Origin of the sequence: Candidatus Methylopumilus planktonicus, from assembly GCF_006364715.1 — a bacterium.
In the GTDB taxonomy this organism is placed as follows: domain Bacteria; phylum Pseudomonadota; class Gammaproteobacteria; order Burkholderiales; family Methylophilaceae; genus Methylopumilus; species Methylopumilus planktonicus_A.
The window spans coordinates 1186131-1203354 of the sequence record NZ_CP040984.1; the positions used below are offsets into that span (position 1 = coordinate 1186131).

Annotated in this window: 18 protein-coding genes; 8 read left to right on the forward strand and 10 right to left on the reverse strand. The window is 38.8% G+C overall.

Translation table 11 applies throughout. The features are described from left to right. Positions 1–9 precede the first annotated feature (9 nt). Positions 10–585, forward strand: coding sequence for a hypothetical protein (locus tag FIT63_RS06205; RefSeq protein WP_140007027.1), 576 nt, complete (start codon positions 10–12; stop codon positions 583–585). Here the strand turns inward: FIT63_RS06205 and hemB are convergent. Genes hemB through rpe form a run of 7 tightly spaced genes read right to left on the reverse strand, consistent with a single transcriptional unit; the run spans position 575 to position 6650 of the window. Then, complete coding sequence (gene hemB / locus FIT63_RS06210) at positions 575–1567, reverse strand: porphobilinogen synthase (protein WP_140007028.1); 993 nt, start codon at positions 1565–1567, stop codon at positions 575–577. The two genes, FIT63_RS06205 and hemB, sit on opposite strands and share 11 nt — an antisense overlap. Continuing rightward, entirely contained in the window at positions 1564–2088 is a 525-nt protein-coding gene (locus FIT63_RS06215) for a hypothetical protein (RefSeq protein WP_140007029.1), read from the reverse strand. Before FIT63_RS06215 ends, hemB begins: the two co-directional genes overlap by 4 nt. 13 nt (positions 2089–2101) lie before the next feature. Further along, complete coding sequence (trpC, locus tag FIT63_RS06220; RefSeq protein WP_140007030.1) at positions 2102–2896, reverse strand: indole-3-glycerol phosphate synthase TrpC; 795 nt, start codon at positions 2894–2896, stop codon at positions 2102–2104. Then, positions 2889–3875 (reverse strand): anthranilate phosphoribosyltransferase, encoded by a 987-nt coding sequence (gene trpD, locus FIT63_RS06225; protein WP_140007031.1) that lies wholly within the window; start codon positions 3873–3875, stop codon positions 2889–2891. Before trpD ends, trpC begins: the two co-directional genes overlap by 8 nt. Continuing rightward, on the reverse strand, positions 3868–4437 hold the full coding sequence (locus FIT63_RS06230) for an anthranilate synthase component II (protein WP_140007032.1): 570 nt from the start codon (positions 4435–4437) through the stop codon (positions 3868–3870). Before FIT63_RS06230 ends, trpD begins: the two co-directional genes overlap by 8 nt. Before the next feature lie 3 nt (positions 4438–4440). After that, positions 4441–5913 carry an anthranilate synthase component I gene (gene trpE / locus FIT63_RS06235; RefSeq protein ID WP_140007033.1) on the reverse strand — a complete coding sequence of 491 codons (1473 nt, stop codon included), beginning with the start codon at positions 5911–5913 and terminating at the stop codon, positions 4441–4443. Positions 5914–5951: 38 nt separating this feature from the next. Continuing rightward, entirely contained in the window at positions 5952–6650 is a 699-nt protein-coding gene (rpe, locus tag FIT63_RS06240) for a ribulose-phosphate 3-epimerase (RefSeq protein ID WP_140007034.1), read from the reverse strand. Between the two features lie 101 nt (positions 6651–6751). Here rpe and hemA point away from each other — a divergent pair, with 101 nt between their 5' ends. The 6 genes from hemA to FIT63_RS06270 are packed head-to-tail and all read left to right on the forward strand — an operon-like array spanning position 6752 to position 12904. Continuing rightward, complete coding sequence (hemA, locus tag FIT63_RS06245; protein WP_140007035.1) at positions 6752–7996, forward strand: glutamyl-tRNA reductase; 1245 nt, start codon at positions 6752–6754, stop codon at positions 7994–7996. A 5-nt stretch (positions 7997–8001) separates the two neighbouring features. Continuing rightward, positions 8002–9081, forward strand: coding sequence for a peptide chain release factor 1 (gene prfA / locus FIT63_RS06250; protein ID WP_140007036.1), 1080 nt, complete (start codon positions 8002–8004; stop codon positions 9079–9081). Positions 9082–9084: 3 nt separating this feature from the next. Further along, the gene (prmC, locus tag FIT63_RS06255) at positions 9085–9939 is read left to right on the forward strand and encodes a peptide chain release factor N(5)-glutamine methyltransferase (protein ID WP_140007037.1); all 855 of its coding nucleotides are present in this window, start codon (positions 9085–9087) and stop codon (positions 9937–9939) included. A gap of 8 nt (positions 9940–9947) precedes the next feature. Continuing rightward, positions 9948–11081: a homoserine O-succinyltransferase MetX gene (gene metX, locus FIT63_RS06260; RefSeq protein ID WP_140007038.1), complete on the forward strand. Its 1134-nt coding sequence runs from the start codon at positions 9948–9950 to the stop codon at positions 11079–11081. Further along, a complete protein-coding gene (gene metW, locus FIT63_RS06265) occupies positions 11078–11668 on the forward strand; it encodes a methionine biosynthesis protein MetW (protein ID WP_140007039.1) in 591 nt (196 codons plus the stop codon). Before metX ends, metW begins: the two co-directional genes overlap by 4 nt. 6 nt (positions 11669–11674) lie before the next feature. Continuing rightward, positions 11675–12904 (forward strand): AmpG family muropeptide MFS transporter, encoded by a 1230-nt coding sequence (locus FIT63_RS06270; RefSeq protein WP_140007040.1) that lies wholly within the window; start codon positions 11675–11677, stop codon positions 12902–12904. Here FIT63_RS06270 and FIT63_RS06275 read toward each other — a convergent pair. Continuing rightward, positions 12901–13674, reverse strand: coding sequence for an exodeoxyribonuclease III (locus tag FIT63_RS06275; protein ID WP_140007041.1), 774 nt, complete (start codon positions 13672–13674; stop codon positions 12901–12903). The two genes, FIT63_RS06270 and FIT63_RS06275, sit on opposite strands and share 4 nt — an antisense overlap. A gap of 23 nt (positions 13675–13697) precedes the next feature. On the opposite strand from FIT63_RS06275, the gene pyrE reads away from it, so the two are divergent. Then, complete coding sequence (gene pyrE / locus FIT63_RS06280; RefSeq protein ID WP_140007042.1) at positions 13698–14342, forward strand: orotate phosphoribosyltransferase; 645 nt, start codon at positions 13698–13700, stop codon at positions 14340–14342. Here the strand turns inward: pyrE and gatB are convergent. Continuing rightward, a complete protein-coding gene (gene gatB, locus FIT63_RS06285) occupies positions 14339–15769 on the reverse strand; it encodes an Asp-tRNA(Asn)/Glu-tRNA(Gln) amidotransferase subunit GatB (RefSeq protein ID WP_140007043.1) in 1431 nt (476 codons plus the stop codon). The genes pyrE and gatB overlap by 4 nt on opposite strands. After that, positions 15766–17223: an Asp-tRNA(Asn)/Glu-tRNA(Gln) amidotransferase subunit GatA gene (gene gatA / locus FIT63_RS06290; RefSeq protein WP_140007044.1), complete on the reverse strand. Its 1458-nt coding sequence runs from the start codon at positions 17221–17223 to the stop codon at positions 15766–15768. The genes gatB and gatA overlap by 4 nt, the downstream gene beginning before the upstream one ends. Between the last annotated feature and the right edge of the window lies 1 nt (position 17224).

A 17224-nucleotide genomic window follows, 5' to 3' on the forward strand; every position in this document is an offset into this window, starting at 1 on the left:
GTGTTTTATATGGCAAGGCAAAGTAAACACATTCGATTCCAAGTTGCACATAAAGCCGCTCAAATGATGGCCGAAGAAGGGATCAGCGATTACGCATTCGCAAAACGTAAAGCAGCTAAATTTTTTGGGCTTATGGATGGGGACGCTTTGCCTTCAAACGATGAAATCAATGACGCTATCAAAGAGCATCAGGCCATTTTTTTTGATGAAGAACATGAGGAGCGTCTTAAAGTATTAAGACTTGAAGCATTAAGTTTGATGAAAAGATTAAGTGCTTTTAATCCGCATTTAACAGGCGGCACTTTAGATGGCACGGCAGGCCGATATCCTACTATTCATATCCAGATCTATGCGGACTCAATGAAGGAAGTAGAGTTTTTTTTACTCAATCACAATATCGCATACGAAACACGAGACCGAAAATCTCGCACCAAAGATCCGATGCAAGATAAAAAAATTATTCCGATATTAAAACTTGAAGGCTCCATGGGGCCTATTGAACTGCTTATTTATCACGTCGATGATTTAAAAATAAATAAATTAAAAGCATCGATTGAAGAAACCAAGATGTTACTTAAGCTTTAAGCCAGCGTGCAACTTCCATCGCATAGTAACTTAAAATACCATCAGCCCCTGCGCGTTTAAAAGCCAAGAGGGATTCCATCACAACGGCTTTTTCATCTAACCAACCATTTTGTGAAGCTGCTTTAAGCATCGCATATTCACCACTTACTTGGTAAGCGTAAGTTGGAACACCAAAGGCAGTTTTCACACGATACACAATATCAAGATAAGGCAGTCCCGGTTTCACCATCACCATGTCGGCACCTTCATTGATATCAAGCTCGACTTCGCTTAAAGCTTCATCGGTATTTGCTGGATCCATTTGATAACTATTCTTGTCACTCTTACCTAAATTTTTTGATGACCCTACCGCATCTCTAAACGGACCGTAGAATGAGGACGCATATTTAGCGGAATACGCTAAAATTTTTGTGTGAACAAACCCTTCTCTTTCTAATGCCTCGCGAATTTTGCCAATGCGGCCATCCATCATGTCAGATGGTGCCACAATATCAGCCCCTGCTTTTGCATGACTTAAAGCTTGCTTGATAAGGACTGCTACTGTTTCGTCATTCAGCACATAACCTGATGCGTCAATTAAACCATCTTGACCATGGCTTGTATAAGGATCGAGCGCTACATCTGTAATGACACCAAGCTGAGGTACATGTTGTTTTAATAAAGCTACCACTCTTGGAATAAGACCTTCCGGGTTATAAGCTTCTTTTGCATCTTCTGTTTTTAATTTTGCATCAATAACTGGAAATAATGCAATCGCAGGGATGCCCAATTTAAAACATTCTTTTGCGGTGTCAATAATAAGATCAATACTTTGACGTTTAATGCCTGGCATGGATGGAATCGCCTCTTCTTTTTGATGTCCTTCCATGACAAACACAGGATAAATTAAATCATCCGTACGCAAATAATATTCGCGCATCAATCGACGAGAGAACTCATCCTTGCGCATTCGTCTCGGCCTATTGTTTAATATAGTCTTCATTTTGAAATTGGTTTTACTACAAGCCAGAAAGATCCTTTTTTCGATTCTAAATGTAAAAGATCAAAATATTTAATAAATTTAGCCAGCCACCAAGAATTAGGTTTTTGGATTAAATGTGCGTTTCGCCCATCAGAAAGAATTTTCATAGCAGGCATTGTATCAACAGTAAAAAATCCAAATTCTGTTGTAATTTCTGATAATTGCTCTATAACATTATCAATTAGCTCTGGCTCTATATGTTCCAAAACATCTATACAACAAACAAGATCAGCAACTTTAGGCTCACCGTATTCTTCAAAGGCTGGATCATAAGGATAGTAATCGTCTAAAGTTATGCCTTCTTTAGTCAAGCCTTTAAATAAATTTTTCTTGCCTGCACCATAATCAGATAAAGATTTGATATTTAACGCTCTAATTAAGTTGGCAACTATAGGAGCATAATGCAGGGAAGCTACTCCGTAATCCGGATTTAAATGCAATTCTTTTTGTAATTCTCTATAATTTTTACTAATAACTTCCATATCTCAACTTTAATTACAAAAATTTAAATAGAGTTTTTAACGATTGTCCTGGATCAAATTCTCTCATAAAAACCTCTCCAATTAGAAAAGTATTAACATCATGGTCTTGCATCAAGCTCACATCTTTTTTGGTAAAAATACCAGATTCAGTGACAATAATTTTATCTGAACTTATATTTCTTATTAAATCAAAGGTTGTTTGCAAAGAAACATCAAATGTTTTTAAATTACGATTGTTAATGCCTAGAAGACTAGTCTTTAGTTGCAATGCTAAATCGAGCTCTTCCTGATTATGCACTTCAACTAATACATTCATACCTAGGCTATGTGTAATTTCTTCGAGCTCTTGCATCAAATCTAAAGGTAAAGCTGCAACAATAAGCAGAATGCAATCAGCGCCCATCGCGCGTGCTTCATAAATTTGATATGGGTCCACCATAAAATCTTTGCGCAATACGGGAAGGCTGCATGCAGCTCTCGCTTCTTTTAAATAATTAGCATGGCCTTGAAAATATTTTTGATCAGTAAGTACTGATAAACAAGTAGCACCGCCTTTTTCATAAGAGATGGCGATCTCTTTTGGATTAAAATTTTCTCTGATGACGCCTTTAGAAGGACTCGCTTTTTTAATTTCAGCAATGACAGCCGCTTTATTTTTTAAGAGTTGCGTTTCAATTGCCTTAATAAAACCTCTAGGTTGAGAAGCGCTTTTCACTTCATCTTGTAATTGATGAAGTGATTTAATTTTTTGCGAGTCTTTAATTTCTTCGAATTTAGTGGCAATGATCGTATCAAGAATATTAGCCATGGGATGCCACCTTCAGTGCTTCTAATTTTTTCAAAGCTAACCCTTGGTCAATCACTGACGCAGCTTTTTCAATACCTTCATTTAAAGTTGAAGTAATGCCGCTGACATAAATGGCTGCGCCTGCATTAAGAGTGGTGATATTGCGATGGGCACCATGACTACCATTTAACACATCGATCATCATAGCCTTTGATGCATCTGCATTTTCTACCTGAATCGTTTTAAGATCTGCTAAATCTAATCCAAAATCAGTTGGCTTGATGGTATAGGTTGTAATCGTTTTATTTTTTAACTCTGTTACAGTGGTGGGGCTTGCGATAGAAATTTCATCCATACCATCTTCGCCATGCACTACCATGACATGTTCACTTCCTAATTTTGACAACACCTCTGCCATGGTTTGCGTGAGCGACTTATCGTAAACACCCAATACTTGTCGCGTTGCGAATGCTGGATTAGCTAAAGGGCCTAAAACATTAAAAATCGTTCTAATGCCTAATTTTTTTCGAACGGGTGCTGCATATCGCATCGCTGGATGAAAATTCGGTGCAAACATAAAGGCAATGCCAATCTCGCTCACAAGGGAAGCCACTTTCTCAGCCGTTAAATTCACTTTAACACCTAATGCTTCTAATACATCAGCACTGCCGCATTTAGATGAGACTGAACGGCCCCCATGTTTGGCTACTTTCACACCCGCACTTGCTGCAACAATTGCACTTAAGGTTGACACATTAAAAGTTTGTATGCCATCGCCACCTGTGCCACAGGTATCTACTAAATATGTTTTATCCTTAATCACCACTTGCTTTGAAAATTGACGCATCACGGTTGCTGCATCAAAAATATTTTCTGCGGTCACTCCTTTTTCATTAAGAGCCAATACATAAGATTCAATAATGTCATCACTTAATACGCCTGACATTAAAGAATGCATAAAATCTTTCACAGATAATTCTTTTGAGTCTATGTTAGCCATATGCTTTTAAAAAATTATTTAATAGATCGTGGCCATGTTCGGTAAGGACTGATTCTGGATGAAACTGAACACCTTCGATCGGTAATGTTTTATGACGGACACCCATAATTTCTTCATCATCGGTCCATGCCGTCACTTCTAAACAGCTAGGAAGTGTTGCGCGATCAATCACAAGGGAATGATAACGTGTCGCTGTAAACGGATTTTTTAGGTCTTTAAAAACGCCTTGATTTGTATGGTGAATTTGTGAAGTTTTACCATGCATTAATGTTTTGGCATGAATAATTTTTCCACCAAATGCTTGGCCAATTGTTTGATGACCTAAGCAAACCCCTAATATTGGAATCTCGCCTTTAAATGTATTCACCACTTCCAAGGAAATGCCTGCCTCATTCGGTGTGCAGGGCCCTGGGGACAATACAATATACTGAGGATTCTTTTTTTTAATCTCGTCAATCGTGATCTCATCATTACGATACACTTCAACCTCTTGTTTTAGCTCAGCCAAATACTGAACAAGGTTATAAGTAAATGAATCGTAATTATCAATCATGAGTAACATAATTTATTTTCCTGATTGCACAATTTCTGCAGCACGTAATACGGCTTTCGCTTTGTTTTGTGTTTCAACCCATTCGTTATTGGCAATAGAATCCGCCACAATACCTGCACCCGCTTGTACATAAAGCGTTTTATTTTTAATCACGCCTGTTCTAATAGCGATGGCTACATCCATATCGCCATCAAAACCTAAATAACCTACAGCGCCGGCATAAATACCTCGCTTACTAGGCTCTAGTTCATGAATAATTTCCATAGCACGCACCTTCGGTGCGCCACTGACTGTGCCTGCTGGAAAAGTTGCTTTTAAAACATCCATAGCATGCATGTTTGGTTTTAATATGCCTTCTACATTAGACACAATATGCATCACATGTGAATAACGTTCAATCGTCATATTGTCCGTCACTTTTACAGAGCCTGATTGTGAGACTCGTCCAATATCATTTCGACCTAAATCCATGAGTTGCACATGCTCTGCACATTCTTTAGGGTCAGCCAATAATTCTTCTTCTAACTTGAGATCTTCTTCTTCAGTTTTACCTCGAGGACGCGTGCCTGCAATGGGTCTGACTGTGACAGTTTCATCTTCGAGTCTCACTAAAATTTCAGGGGACGCACCCACCACATGATGATCATCCATATGGTAATAAAACATATAAGGGGAAGGATTTAACATGCGAAGCGATTCGTAAAGCGCTAATGGGGGAGAATCAAATCTTTGCGACATCCTTTGAGATAAAACAACTTGCATAATGTCGCCTTCAAAAATATAAGACTTTGCTTTTTCAACGGCTTTTTTAAATGCATCTTCACCAAACTCTGAATGCGCCTCTGTGAGATTTGATGTTTGAAGTGACTGTGTCTTCATTGATTCATGTAGTTGATCATAAAGCTTATCTAATCTTGCAACACCTAGAGCATAAGCATCAGTCATAAATGGATCTGCATAGCTCACAATAAAAATCTTTTTTGCTACATTGTCGACCACAATCAGCTCATCAGATAGCATCAATAAAATATCAGGCACGCCCAGAGTATCTTTTGTTTTTTTATGTTTTAAACGAGATTCAATATATTGAATCGTCTCATATCCAAAATAACCAGCTAACCCACCTGCAAACCGAGGCAATTCTAAATCGTGAGGTACTTTAAATTGGCTTAAATAATTTTGAATAAAATCGAGTGGATTTTGTGTGTCTTCTTTTTTAATAACTTTATTTTGATCAATCACTTCAATCACATCACCACGAATGACAATTCTTTTTTTAGAGGGTAGTCCAATAATCGAATAACGACCGAAACGCTCACCACCTTCAACGGACTCTAAAAGATATGAAAAGGGAAGATTAGCTAGCTTCTGATAAATCGATAAAGGTGTTTCATGTCCCACATCAAAAGATTTGACTAAAGGAATAAAGTTAAAGCCTTCAGCCTTGTAGGTGTTAAATTTGTCTGATGTAATTAAAGTGGTCATGATAGAAACGCACAAACATTTGTGAGTGCGTTTTTAAATTAAACAGCTGCAAGTGATGCGCGTAATGATTTCACCACGGTATCATAACGATTAGGGTCGGTATCTTTACCTGCACCAAAAATAGCGGAGCCTGCAACAAAGGTATCTGCACCCGCTTTTGCAATTTCTGCAATATTATTAGTGTTCACTCCTCCATCAACTTCTAGCCAAATTTGACGGCCGGTTTTTTCATAATAAGCATCAATTTTTTGACGAGCAATTCTAAGTTTATTAAGTGTTTCAGGAATGAATTTTTGGCCACCAAACCCTGGATTCACTGACATTAAAAGTATCATATCGATTTTATCCATGACGTGATCAAGATAATCAAGTGGGGTCGCAGGATTAAACACCAAGCCTGATTTACAGCCTGAGTCACGCACCAATGAAAGACTCCGATCAATATGGTCTGAACCTTCAGGATGGAAAGTAATGATATTGGCACCTGCTTTTGCAAAGTCAGGAATAATCCGGTCCACTGGCTTTACCATCAAATGCACATCAATAATGGCATCTGTGACTGGACGAATTGCTTCGCAGACTAAAGGGCCAATCGTTAAATTAGGGACGTAATGATTATCCATCACATCAAAGTGAACGATATCGGTTCCTGACTTAATGACGTCGGCAATTTCTTGACCAAGTTTTGCGAAATTCGCTGAAAGAATACTGGGGGCAATTCTAAATGTTTTATCCATATTTCTAGTGATCCCAAATGAAAGTTGAGTGAGATATTGTAAAATAGCTATTTTAACTCTTAAATGACGCGAAGCTAAAGCGTCGGATTAAGAATATTCACATGCAGCTTTATACCGTAGGCATTAACCACACCACTGCCCCCATCGCGATCCGCGAAAAAGTCGCTTTTGATCCTGATCGTTTAAGTCAAGCCTTACTTGACCTCATGGAGCATAAAGTGAGCGAAGCGGCGATTTTATCAACCTGTAACCGCAGTGAAGTCTACGCCAAAGCGCGGGACCCGAAAATCATCATCGATTGGCTTTGTAAATATCACGGTATCAAATTAAAAACCATTGAATCCCATCTTTATGTCTATGAAAACCAAGAAGCTATTCAACATGCATTTCGTGTAGCTTCAGGTTTAGATAGCATGGTGTTAGGTGAACCACAAATTTTAGGCCAAATGAAACAGGCCATTAAAACTGCTGAAAATACTGGAACGTTAGGCGCTCTCCTCAATAAGCTTTTTCAAAAGACATTCTCTGTGGCCAAAGAAGTCCGAACCAAAACAGATATAGGTATGAGCTCAATTTCGATGGCAGCAGCTTCAATTAAGCTGGCCGAAAGTATTTTTGGAGATTTAAAAACTTCGAAAGTACTTCTGATTGGTGCAGGTGAAATGATTGAACTTTGCGCTGAACATATTAAAAATAGACGTCCTAAATCCATGACGGTCGCTAATCGGTCTCTCGATCGGGGCTTGGCTTTAGCTAAAAAAATTAAGGGGGATGCCTGTCTTATTTCAGAACTCTCTGATCGTCTTCATGAGTTCGATATTGTTTTAAGCTCTACTGCAAGCCAATTACCTATTGTAGGCTTAGGCATGGTGGAGCGTGCACTCAAAACAAGACGAAATCGCCCTATGTTTATGGTTGATCTTGCGGTGCCCCGAGATATTGAACCTGAGGTAGGGGAACTCAGTGATGTGTATCTTTATACCGTCGATGATTTATCTCACCTCATTGAAGAGGGCTTAACCAACCGCCAGTCTGCAGCTATTGAAGCCCAAAAAATCATTGATCATCACGTAAAAGACTTCGCGCAGTGGTTGAAAACGCGTACTATCGTGCCTACAATTAAAGCGCTTCGCAACCATGCTGAGAGCTATCGCGTCACTGAACTTAAAAAAGCACAAAAACTTCTAAATCAAGGCATGAAGCCAGAAGAAGTTTTGGAAGTGTTAAGTAAGGCTTTAGCTAATAAGTTTGTCCATCATCCAAGCCAAGCACTCAATGAAGCTAAAGATGAAGAACATGAACTGCTCACCAAAACATTAAAGAAAATTTACCCACTTAAAGATTAAATGCCATGAAGCCTTCCATGCAAAAAAAATTAGCAGGATTAAGTGATCGCATTCAGGAGCTTAATACCTTACTGAGCACTGAAACGATTACCAATGACATGGACCAGTATCGCAAAATTACTAAAGAACATTCAGATATCACGCCTATTGTGGATGAATATCACGCCTACAAAAAAAATGAAGCCAATTTAAACGAAGCGCAAAGTATGCTTTCTGACCCTGAGATGAAAGAATTTGCGCAAGAAGAAATTGAGCAATGCAAATTAAAACTTGTCACGATTGAAGATAATTTACAAAAATTATTACTACCAAAAGATCCAAGTGATGAAAAAAATATTTTTCTAGAAATTCGTGCTGGCACCGGTGGTGATGAATCAGCTTTATTCGCAGGCGATTTATTTAGGATGTATTCTAGATATACGGAACGCCAAGGCTGGAAGATGGAAATTGTGTCATCAAGCGAATCTGAAGTCGGTGGCTACAAAGAAATCATTATGAAAATAATTGGGCATGGGGCTTACTCCAAGTTGAAATTTGAGTCAGGTGGCCATCGTGTGCAGCGAGTACCTGATACAGAAACACAAGGCCGTATCCACACCTCGGCTTGCACGGTTGCAGTATTACCTGAAGCCGATGAAATTAGTGATGTCATTATTAACCCAGCCGAAATTAGACTTGATACCTACCGCGCATCAGGTGCAGGTGGTCAGCATATTAATAAAACCGATTCGGCTGTCCGCATTACACACCTACCGACAGGCATTGTGGTGGAATGCCAAGACGATAGATCACAGCATCGCAATAAAGCGCAAGCCATGAGCGTCCTAGCAGCGCGTATTCGTGATGCACAAATTCGCGAACAACAATCTAAATTAGCATCAGATCGTAGATCTCTCATCGGAAGTGGTGATAGAAGCGAACGTATTCGCACCTACAATTACCCTCAGGGTCGCATTACCGATCATCGAATTAATTTAACGCTTTATAAAATAGAAGCCATTACAGATGGTGATATGGAAGAACTCATTAATGCATTATCGAATGAGCATCAAGCTGATCTTCTTGCAGGCTTTGCAGAGGATTAAAATGTGGCGACAATTCGTGACACATTAAAAAATATTCAAAATAAACTTTATCTAAGCATAAGCTATTCGTCAGATGAGGCAAAACTTGAAGCCCGTTTTATTCTAGAGCACGTCTTAAAGATTAATCAAAAAGAAATCATCCAAAAAAGCGATGAAAATATCCATACAGATAACCAAACTCAGATTGAATACATCACAGAAAAAAGAATGGGTGGCACGCCTCTTCCCTATCTTCTGGGTGAATGGGCTTTTTATGGAAGAATCTTTAAAGTAAATCCTCATGTACTTATTCCAAGAGCCGACACAGAAACTCTCATTGAAAGAGCGCTCTCAAAAATAAACCCGCGGGATCATTACGACATCCTAGATCTTGGATGCGGTACAGGGATTATCGGCGTCACCATAGCTCTTGAAAGACCGCTTTCAAAAGTGACACTCATTGATCAATCTGCAGATGCCATACAAAATACAAAAGAAAATCAATCGCTTCATCATGTCACTAACACCACGATTCAAAAAAGTGATTGGTTTAGTGCATTAGATCAAAAAAGATTTGATGTGATCTTAAGTAACCCTCCTTATTTGGAAGAAAATGATCCTCACTTATTACAAGGCTTAGAGGATGAGCCCCTTGATGCTTTAGTCTCAGGACCTTTTGGAACAGAAGCCATACATCATATTATTGAAAATGCTAAAAATTATATCAAACCTTCAGGTTGGCTTTTCATTGAGCATGGTTACAATCAAGCAAAAATATTAAAAGATTTATTCGAAAAAAATGGCTATCGGCATATTGAAAATGCCAAAGATATTCATGGTGTTCATCGTGTTACTTTCGCGCAATATTCAATAGTATAATCATCAACATGAGCGAAAAAAATTCAGTGGGTCTTGTTAAAGCAAAGCTAGTAAAAATTACAAAACCCCTTAAATTAACGAGCGGTAAAAAATTACCGAGCTATGAGCTCGCCTATGAAACCTACGGCAAATTAAATGCTAAAAAAAATAATGCAGTACTTGTATGTCATGCATTATCAGGAAATCATCATGTAGCAGGACGTTATAAAAAAGATGATAAATACCCTGGTTGGTGGGATAACCTCATTGGTCCTGGCAGGCCACTTGATACCGACCGCTTCTTTGTCATCGGAGTAAATAATTTAGGTGGCTGCCACGGCACGAGTGGATCTATGAGTATTAATCCAAAAACAAAAAAACTATGGGGTTCTGATTTTCCGATTGTGACTGTGGAAGACTGGGTGAACACACAAGCAGCTCTCATAGATCAATTAGGGATCGAAAGTTTAGCAGCTGTCATTGGTGGAAGTATAGGCGGCATGCAAGCTATGCAATGGGCACTTTCGTACCCTAAGCGTGTTCGTCACGCCATTGTGATTGCCGCAGCTCCAAATCTCACGGCACAAAATGTCGCTTTTAATGAAGTCGCGAGACAAGCGATTATCACTGACCCTGATTTTTATGATGGAGATTATTATCGTTTTAAAAAGAAACCTAAACGTGGACTCCGTGTTGCAAGAATGTTAGGTCATATTACTTATCTATCAGATGACGCCATGGATTTGAAATTTGGTCGTAAACTTAAAAATAAAAATATTGAATACTCTTTTGATGTCAATTTTGAAATGGAATCTTATTTACATCATCAAGGTGATAAATTTGCTGAAGAATTTGATGCAAATACTTATTTGAGAATGACGCGTGCATTAGATTACTTTGATCCTGCAATAGAGTATCAAGGTAATTTATCTAAAGCTTTCAAAAAAGTGGAGGCTGACTTTTTAGTGGTTTCATTTACGAGCGATTGGCGATTTTCTCCTCAGCGCTCAAAAGAAATTGTCAAAGCGCTTTTAGATAATGAATTGACTGTGAGCTATGCTGAAGTTACAGCACAGCATGGACATGATGCTTTTCTGATGTCTGACCCCCATTATCACGGCATACTCACGACTTATTTTAAAAAGATCGCAGATCAATTATGAGCGCACAATTTAGACAAGATTTTGCCGTCATTGCCAATTGGATTCCCTTCGGTGCCAAAGTCCTCGACTTAGGCTGTGCAGATGGGTCCCTTTTAAAGTTTTTAGAAGGCTCTTTAGAAGTAAAAGGATATGGTATTGAAAAAGATGATGCACATTGGCTTAACACTTTAAAATACGGTCTCAATGTCATTCAAATGGATCTGGAATCAGGCTTATCAGGTTTTGAATCTCAATCATTTGATGTCGTTGTTTTATCTCAAACGTTACAAGCCATCCATAACATCGAAAAAATTGTATATGAAATGCTACGTGTTGGAAAAGAAGTGATCGTGACGTTTCCTAATTTTGGTTATTGGCGACATCGTATACAACTCATTCAAGGTCAAATGCCTGTCTCTAAAGCCTTGCCTTATGAATGGTACAACACGCCCAATATCCACTTATGCACGATCAAAGATTTTGATGAGTTTTGTATTAAAAATAAAGTTGGTATTAAAGAGCGCCTCGTTCTGACTCATGGCAAACCGGTTCATTTCATGCCCAATCTCATGGGTGAGTTAGCGATGTATCGTCTCGTTTCAAAATAATTGCTGATGCAACTTAGGAATCGATTCTGGCAAGACATCCTTTCCAAAAAAATGTTGGTATGTATTTTTACTGGCTTTACTTCAGGGCTCCCTCTTTTTATTCTGATCAGCTTATTGCCTGCATGGTTGAGATCTAATCAATTAGATCTCAAAGCGATTGGTCTTTTTGCATTAATCCAACTGCCCTATACATGGAAATTTTTATGGGCGCCTTTCTTTGATCGCTTTAGTTGGCCAATGGGTCGCCGTCGTGGCTGGTTATTATTTTTTCAAGCGCTTCTTTTAATCAGTATTCCACTGTTAGGTTTTTATAACCCTCAGACTGATCTCACGATGATTGTAGTGATTGCCACGCTCATTGCATTTTTAAGCGCAAGTCAGGATATTGTCATTGATGCTTATCGTCGAGAATTGTTATTAGATAAAGAATTGGGTTTAGGTAATGCAGTTCATGTAAATGCTTATAAGATTGCGAGTCTTATTCCTGGCTCTTTATCCCTCATCTTAGCCGACCATTTTGATTGGCAAACTGTATTTATAGTCACAAGCCTTTTTATGCTGCCGGGTCTTGTTTTAACTTTTGTAATAAAAGAGCCTAAAGTGCCGCAAATGAAAAAGCGTGATTTAGCATCATCAATGCTGCTTCCTTTCCAAGAATTCATGCATCGACATGGTTTAAAAAGTGCTTTAACCATTCTTCTTTTTATCTTTTTTTACAAACTAGGTGACAGCATGGCGACTGCATTAGCTACGCCTTTTTATTTGGATCTGGGATTTAGTAAAACTGAAATTGGTTTAATTGCAAAAAATGCTGGCCTTTGGCCAAGTGTCATAGGTGGACTCGTGGGGGGTGTTTGGATGATGAAATTAGGTATCAACCGCGCCTTATGGATCTTTGGTTTTCTGCAGATGATCAGTATTTTAGGTTTCGCTTGGTTAGCTCATATCGGCTATAGCCCCGAATGGCTAGCCATTGTCGTAGGATTTGAGGCTTTCGGGGTAGGTTTAGGTACCACAGCTTTTGTGGCTTTTATTGCAAAAACGACTCATCCACTTTATACCGCCACACAATTCGCCCTTTTCACAAGCTTAGCAGCCGTGCCTCGAACACTTGTAAATGCTTCTACCGGCTACCTTCAAAGTCTTTTTGGCTGGGAGAATTTCTTTATTCTTTGTTTTCTTCTGGCTATTCCTGGCATGGCATTGCTTTATAAAATCGCACCGATTAAAAATTAAATCGTATAGTCAATGATCAATGGCGCGTGATCGCTAAATTTTTCTGACTTATAAATGGAAGCTTTAGCAATCTTATCTTTTATAGAAGGATGAGCAATTTGATAATCAAGACGCCATCCCACATTTTTAGCATACGCTTCCCCTCGATTGCTCCACCAAGTATAAGAAGCGTCAGTCGCATCAGGGTAAATTTTGCGATAAGTATCTATCCAACCGGCACCTTCAAATAAATCAGTCATCCATTGACGCTCTTCAGGTAAAAAACCTGAATTTTTTTTATTGCCTTTGTAATTTTTTAAATCAATTTCTTTATGTGCAATATTGATATCTCCACAAAGAATCATCGGCAAATTTTCTTCCATACGTTTTTTTAAATAAGGGAGTAAATAATCTAACACTTCAAATTTAAATGTTTGTCGTTCTTCACCGCTTGAACCTGAGGGTAAGTAGATTGAAATGACGCTTAAATTATCATACATAAGTTCGAGATAACGACCCTCGCTATCAAAAAGCGGGAGCCCTATCTCGCGAATAATTTTATTAGGTTTTCTTTTGGCATAAATACCTACCCCGCTATAGCCTTTTTTCTCTGCAAAACTAAAATAGCTCATATAATCACGATAGTTTTTCATGTCATGACTTAAATCACTCTCATGCGCTTTCACTTCTTGCACGCAAATGAAATCTGCTCCTTGAGAATCAAGCCAGGCGAAAGCACCTTTATTTGAGGCGGATCGAATTCCATTCATGTTTAGCGTTATAATTCTCATAATTCATCTCTACCGATTTATCTATGGATCATTCAAGTCAAGAGTTTATCGAATTTGCCCTAAAAAAACAGGTTTTACAGTTTGGTCAGTTTAAAACTAAGGCCGGTCGTCTAAGCCCTTATTTTTTTAATACAGGTCTCTTTAATGATGGTGAAAGCTTAATGAAGCTCGGTATGTTTTATGCTAAATCTATTGAGGCCTCAAAAATTCCGTTTGATATGCTTTATGGTCCAGCTTATAAAGGTATTCCGTTAGTTACGTCCATTGTCATTGCATTTGCCAGCCTTGGCCGCAACGTGCCTTTTGCATTCAACCGTAAAGAAAAAAAAGATCATGGTGAAGGGGGCGTTATTATTGGCACTCCTTTAAAAGGGCGTGTTCTGATTGTCGATGATGTAATCTCTGCAGGCACTTCTGTAAATGAGTCTGTAAATATTATTCTAGAAGAGGGCGCTAAATCTTCGGGCGTTGCGATTTCGATTGATCGAGAAGAAAAAGGTACAGGATTATTATCAGCGGTCGAAGAAATAAAAGAGACACATCATTTACCAATCTGCCATCTCACTTCTTTACAAGAAATTATGCGTTATATCGAGCATCACGAAACTTACGCATCTCATATGGGCGCCATGCGCGATTATCAAAAAGTATATGGTATTAAAGCTTAGCTTAATTTTTTCTTAAGCAAGTCATTCACCTGACCTGGGTTTGCCTTACCTTTAGATACTTTCATAATTTGCCCCACAAGCGCGTTAAAGGCTTTTTCTTTGCCTGATCGATATTCATCCACCATCGCTTGATTATTTTTTAAAACTTCATTGATCATCGTTTCAATAAGGCCGCTATCTGAAACTTGTTTTAATCCTTCTGACTCAATTAATGCATCAATTTGAAGATCAGGGCTCACCCATAACTTTTCAAAAAGTTGTTTAGCGCCGTTATTCGAAATCGTACCATCTTGAATACGTTTCAAAAGTAAACTCAATACTTCAGGCTTAATCGGTGAATGTTCAATCGATAAATTATATTCATTTAATTTGGAAAATAATTGCCCTAAGATCCAATTAGCAATTTGTTTGGGCTCAGCCCCTTTTTTTAAGGTCGCAAAGAAATAATCTGCGACATACTTAGCGCTTGTAATGGCAGCAGCATCATAGGATGACAACTGATAATCTTGTTCTAATCTGGCTTTCATGAGATGAGGGAGCTCAGTCATACCTGCTCTAATTTGACTAATTTTCTCATCGGAAATTTCTAATGGTAAAAGATCAGGATCTGGAAAATAGCGATAATCATTCGCTTCTTCTTTAGAGCGCATCGCTTTTGTTTCTCCTGTTTCAGGATTAAAAAGCACGGTGGCTTGTTGAATCGCTTTACCTTCTTCTAACATTTCAATTTGCCATTGCATTTCATAATGAATGGCTTGCTCAATAAATTTAAATGAATTCAAATTTTTAATTTCGCGACGTGTGCCTAATTTATCTGTGCCCTTTCGCTTTACGGAAACATTAATGTCGCATCGGAAACTTCCCTCCTGCATATTGCCATCACAAATACCTATCCATTGGACGAGCTCATGTAATTTTTTTGCATACGCCACAGCCTCTAATGCTGAAGACATATCAGGCTCAGACACAATTTCTAAAAGTGGTGTTCCTGCACGGTTTAAATCGATGCCTGTGCCATTTTCAACAGCGCCATGAGATGATTTGCCTGCGTCTTCCTCTAGATGCGCACGTGTAATGCGCACTGTTTTTTTAATCTCACCTACTTCAATTTCAAGCGACCCTTTGCCCACCACAGGTAATTCATATTGGCTAATTTGATAACCCTTAGGCAAATCTGGGTAAAAATAATTTTTACGCGCAAAAATAGATCTCGACGCTATGTCAGCATTAGTTGCCAATCCAAATTTAATAGCACATTGAACTGCCTCATAATTTAAGACGGGGAGTGTGCCTGGAAGTGCAATAGATAATACGCACGCTTGTGTATTAGGTTCTGCTCCAAATGCAGTCGATGCACCTGAAAAAATTTTAGTTTTGGTTTGAAGTTGCACATGCGTTTCAATACCAATCACGACATCCCAGCTCATGAAAGCGCTCCTTCGGGCATAGCTTTATGCCAATCAGTCGTTTTTTGAAATTGATGCGCCACATTAAACATACGCGCTTCATCAAAATAATTACCAATAATTTGCAAACCTACTGGGAGTTTATTAACGAACCCTGCAGGAATGCTCATGCCTGGTAGTCCTGCAAGATTAGTCGCAATGGTATAAATATCTTGCAGATACATTGTCACTGGATCATCAATTTTTTCATTTGCTTTAAAAGCAGTGGATGGTGCAGTAGGTCCCATGATCACATCGCATAATTGAAAGGCTTTTTTAAAGTCTTCTGAAATGAGATGGCGTATTTGTTGTGCCTTTAAATAATAAGCATCGTAATAACCAGCACTTAAGACATAAGTGCCAATTAAGATACGACGTTTCACTTCTTCCCCAAATCCTTCTTGGCGAGTTTTAGAGTACATATCCATAAGATCATCATATTGACTTGTTCGATGGCCATATCGCACACCATCGTATCGGGATAAATTGCTTGAGGCTTCAGCGGGTGCTAAAACATAATAAACAGGAATTGATAGATTGGTATTAGGTAAACTCACATCGACAATCGTGGCACCTAATTTTTTGTATTGATTAATCGCGGCATCAATCAATTTTGCAACGTCGCCGTCTAAACCTTCTGCAAAATATTCTTTAGGCAATCCAATTTTTAAGCCTTCAATCGGTCGATCAATATTTTTTGTGTAATCTTCTTTTTGATGATCAATCGATGTAGAGTCTTTGGGATCAAAGCCTGCCATCACATTCATCATCATGGCACAGTCTTCGGATGATTTTGCCATGGGTCCTGCTTGATCTAGGCTTGACGCAAAAGCAATCATGCCGTAGCGAGAGACTAATCCATAAGTTGGTTTTAAGCCTGTGAGTCCACATAAGGAAGCTGGCTGCCTAATAGAACCTCCTGTATCTGTCGCCGTAGCGCCAGGACACATGCGAGCCGCAATTGCTGCTGCACTGCCGCCCGAACTTCCTCCAGGCACGCATGTAAGATCCCAAGGGTTTTTAACAGCGCCAAAATAAGATGTTTCATTCGATGAACCCATAGCGAATTCATCCATATTCGTTTTGCCTAAATTGACAGCGCCCACTTCGTTAAATTTCTTAACAACCGTCGCATCGTAAGGCGCCACAAAATTATGAAGCATCTTGGAGCCGCAAGTGGTGAGCCAATCTTCAGCACAAAAAATATCTTTTTGCGCTATAGGGACACCTGTGAGGACATCACCTTCGCCTTTTTGAATTCTTTGATCTGCAAGCTGAGCCTGGGCTATTGAGCGATCTTCATCAACTGTAATAAACGCATTAATCTCGGGGTTCTTTTTTTTGATGCTGGCAAGATAATCTGTCGTGATTTCGACACTTGATATTTTCTTTTCTCTCAAAAGACTTGAGAGTTCTTTAATGCTCCAGTCTTGCATG

Excerpts from the sequence above, each read along its gene's own strand:
- FIT63_RS06205 (WP_140007027.1), top strand. The coding sequence starts at position 10 with ATGGCAAGGCAAAGTAAACACATTCGATTCCAAGTTGCACATAAAGCC.
- hemB (WP_140007028.1), bottom strand. The coding sequence starts at position 1,567 with ATGAAGACTATATTAAACAATAGGCCGAGACGAATGCGCAAGGATGAG.
- FIT63_RS06215 (WP_140007029.1), bottom strand. The coding sequence starts at position 2,088 with ATGGAAGTTATTAGTAAAAATTATAGAGAATTACAAAAAGAATTGCAT.
- trpC (WP_140007030.1), bottom strand. The coding sequence starts at position 2,896 with ATGGCTAATATTCTTGATACGATCATTGCCACTAAATTCGAAGAAATT.
- trpD (WP_140007031.1), bottom strand. The coding sequence starts at position 3,875 with ATGGCTAACATAGACTCAAAAGAATTATCTGTGAAAGATTTTATGCAT.
- FIT63_RS06230 (WP_140007032.1), bottom strand. The coding sequence starts at position 4,437 with ATGTTACTCATGATTGATAATTACGATTCATTTACTTATAACCTTGTT.
- trpE (WP_140007033.1), bottom strand. The coding sequence starts at position 5,913 with ATGACCACTTTAATTACATCAGACAAATTTAACACCTACAAGGCTGAA.
- rpe (WP_140007034.1), bottom strand. The coding sequence starts at position 6,650 with ATGGATAAAACATTTAGAATTGCCCCCAGTATTCTTTCAGCGAATTTC.
- hemA (WP_140007035.1), top strand. The coding sequence starts at position 6,752 with ATGCAGCTTTATACCGTAGGCATTAACCACACCACTGCCCCCATCGCG.
- prfA (WP_140007036.1), top strand. The coding sequence starts at position 8,002 with ATGAAGCCTTCCATGCAAAAAAAATTAGCAGGATTAAGTGATCGCATT.
- metX (WP_140007038.1), top strand. The coding sequence starts at position 9,948 with ATGAGCGAAAAAAATTCAGTGGGTCTTGTTAAAGCAAAGCTAGTAAAA.
- metW (WP_140007039.1), top strand. The coding sequence starts at position 11,078 with ATGAGCGCACAATTTAGACAAGATTTTGCCGTCATTGCCAATTGGATT.
- FIT63_RS06270 (WP_140007040.1), top strand. The coding sequence starts at position 11,675 with ATGCAACTTAGGAATCGATTCTGGCAAGACATCCTTTCCAAAAAAATG.
- FIT63_RS06275 (WP_140007041.1), bottom strand. The coding sequence starts at position 13,674 with ATGAGAATTATAACGCTAAACATGAATGGAATTCGATCCGCCTCAAAT.
- pyrE (WP_140007042.1), top strand. The coding sequence starts at position 13,698 with ATGGATCATTCAAGTCAAGAGTTTATCGAATTTGCCCTAAAAAAACAG.
- gatB (WP_140007043.1), bottom strand. The coding sequence starts at position 15,769 with ATGAGCTGGGATGTCGTGATTGGTATTGAAACGCATGTGCAACTTCAA.
- gatA (WP_140007044.1), bottom strand. The coding sequence starts at position 17,223 with ATGCAAGACTGGAGCATTAAAGAACTCTCAAGTCTTTTGAGAGAAAAG.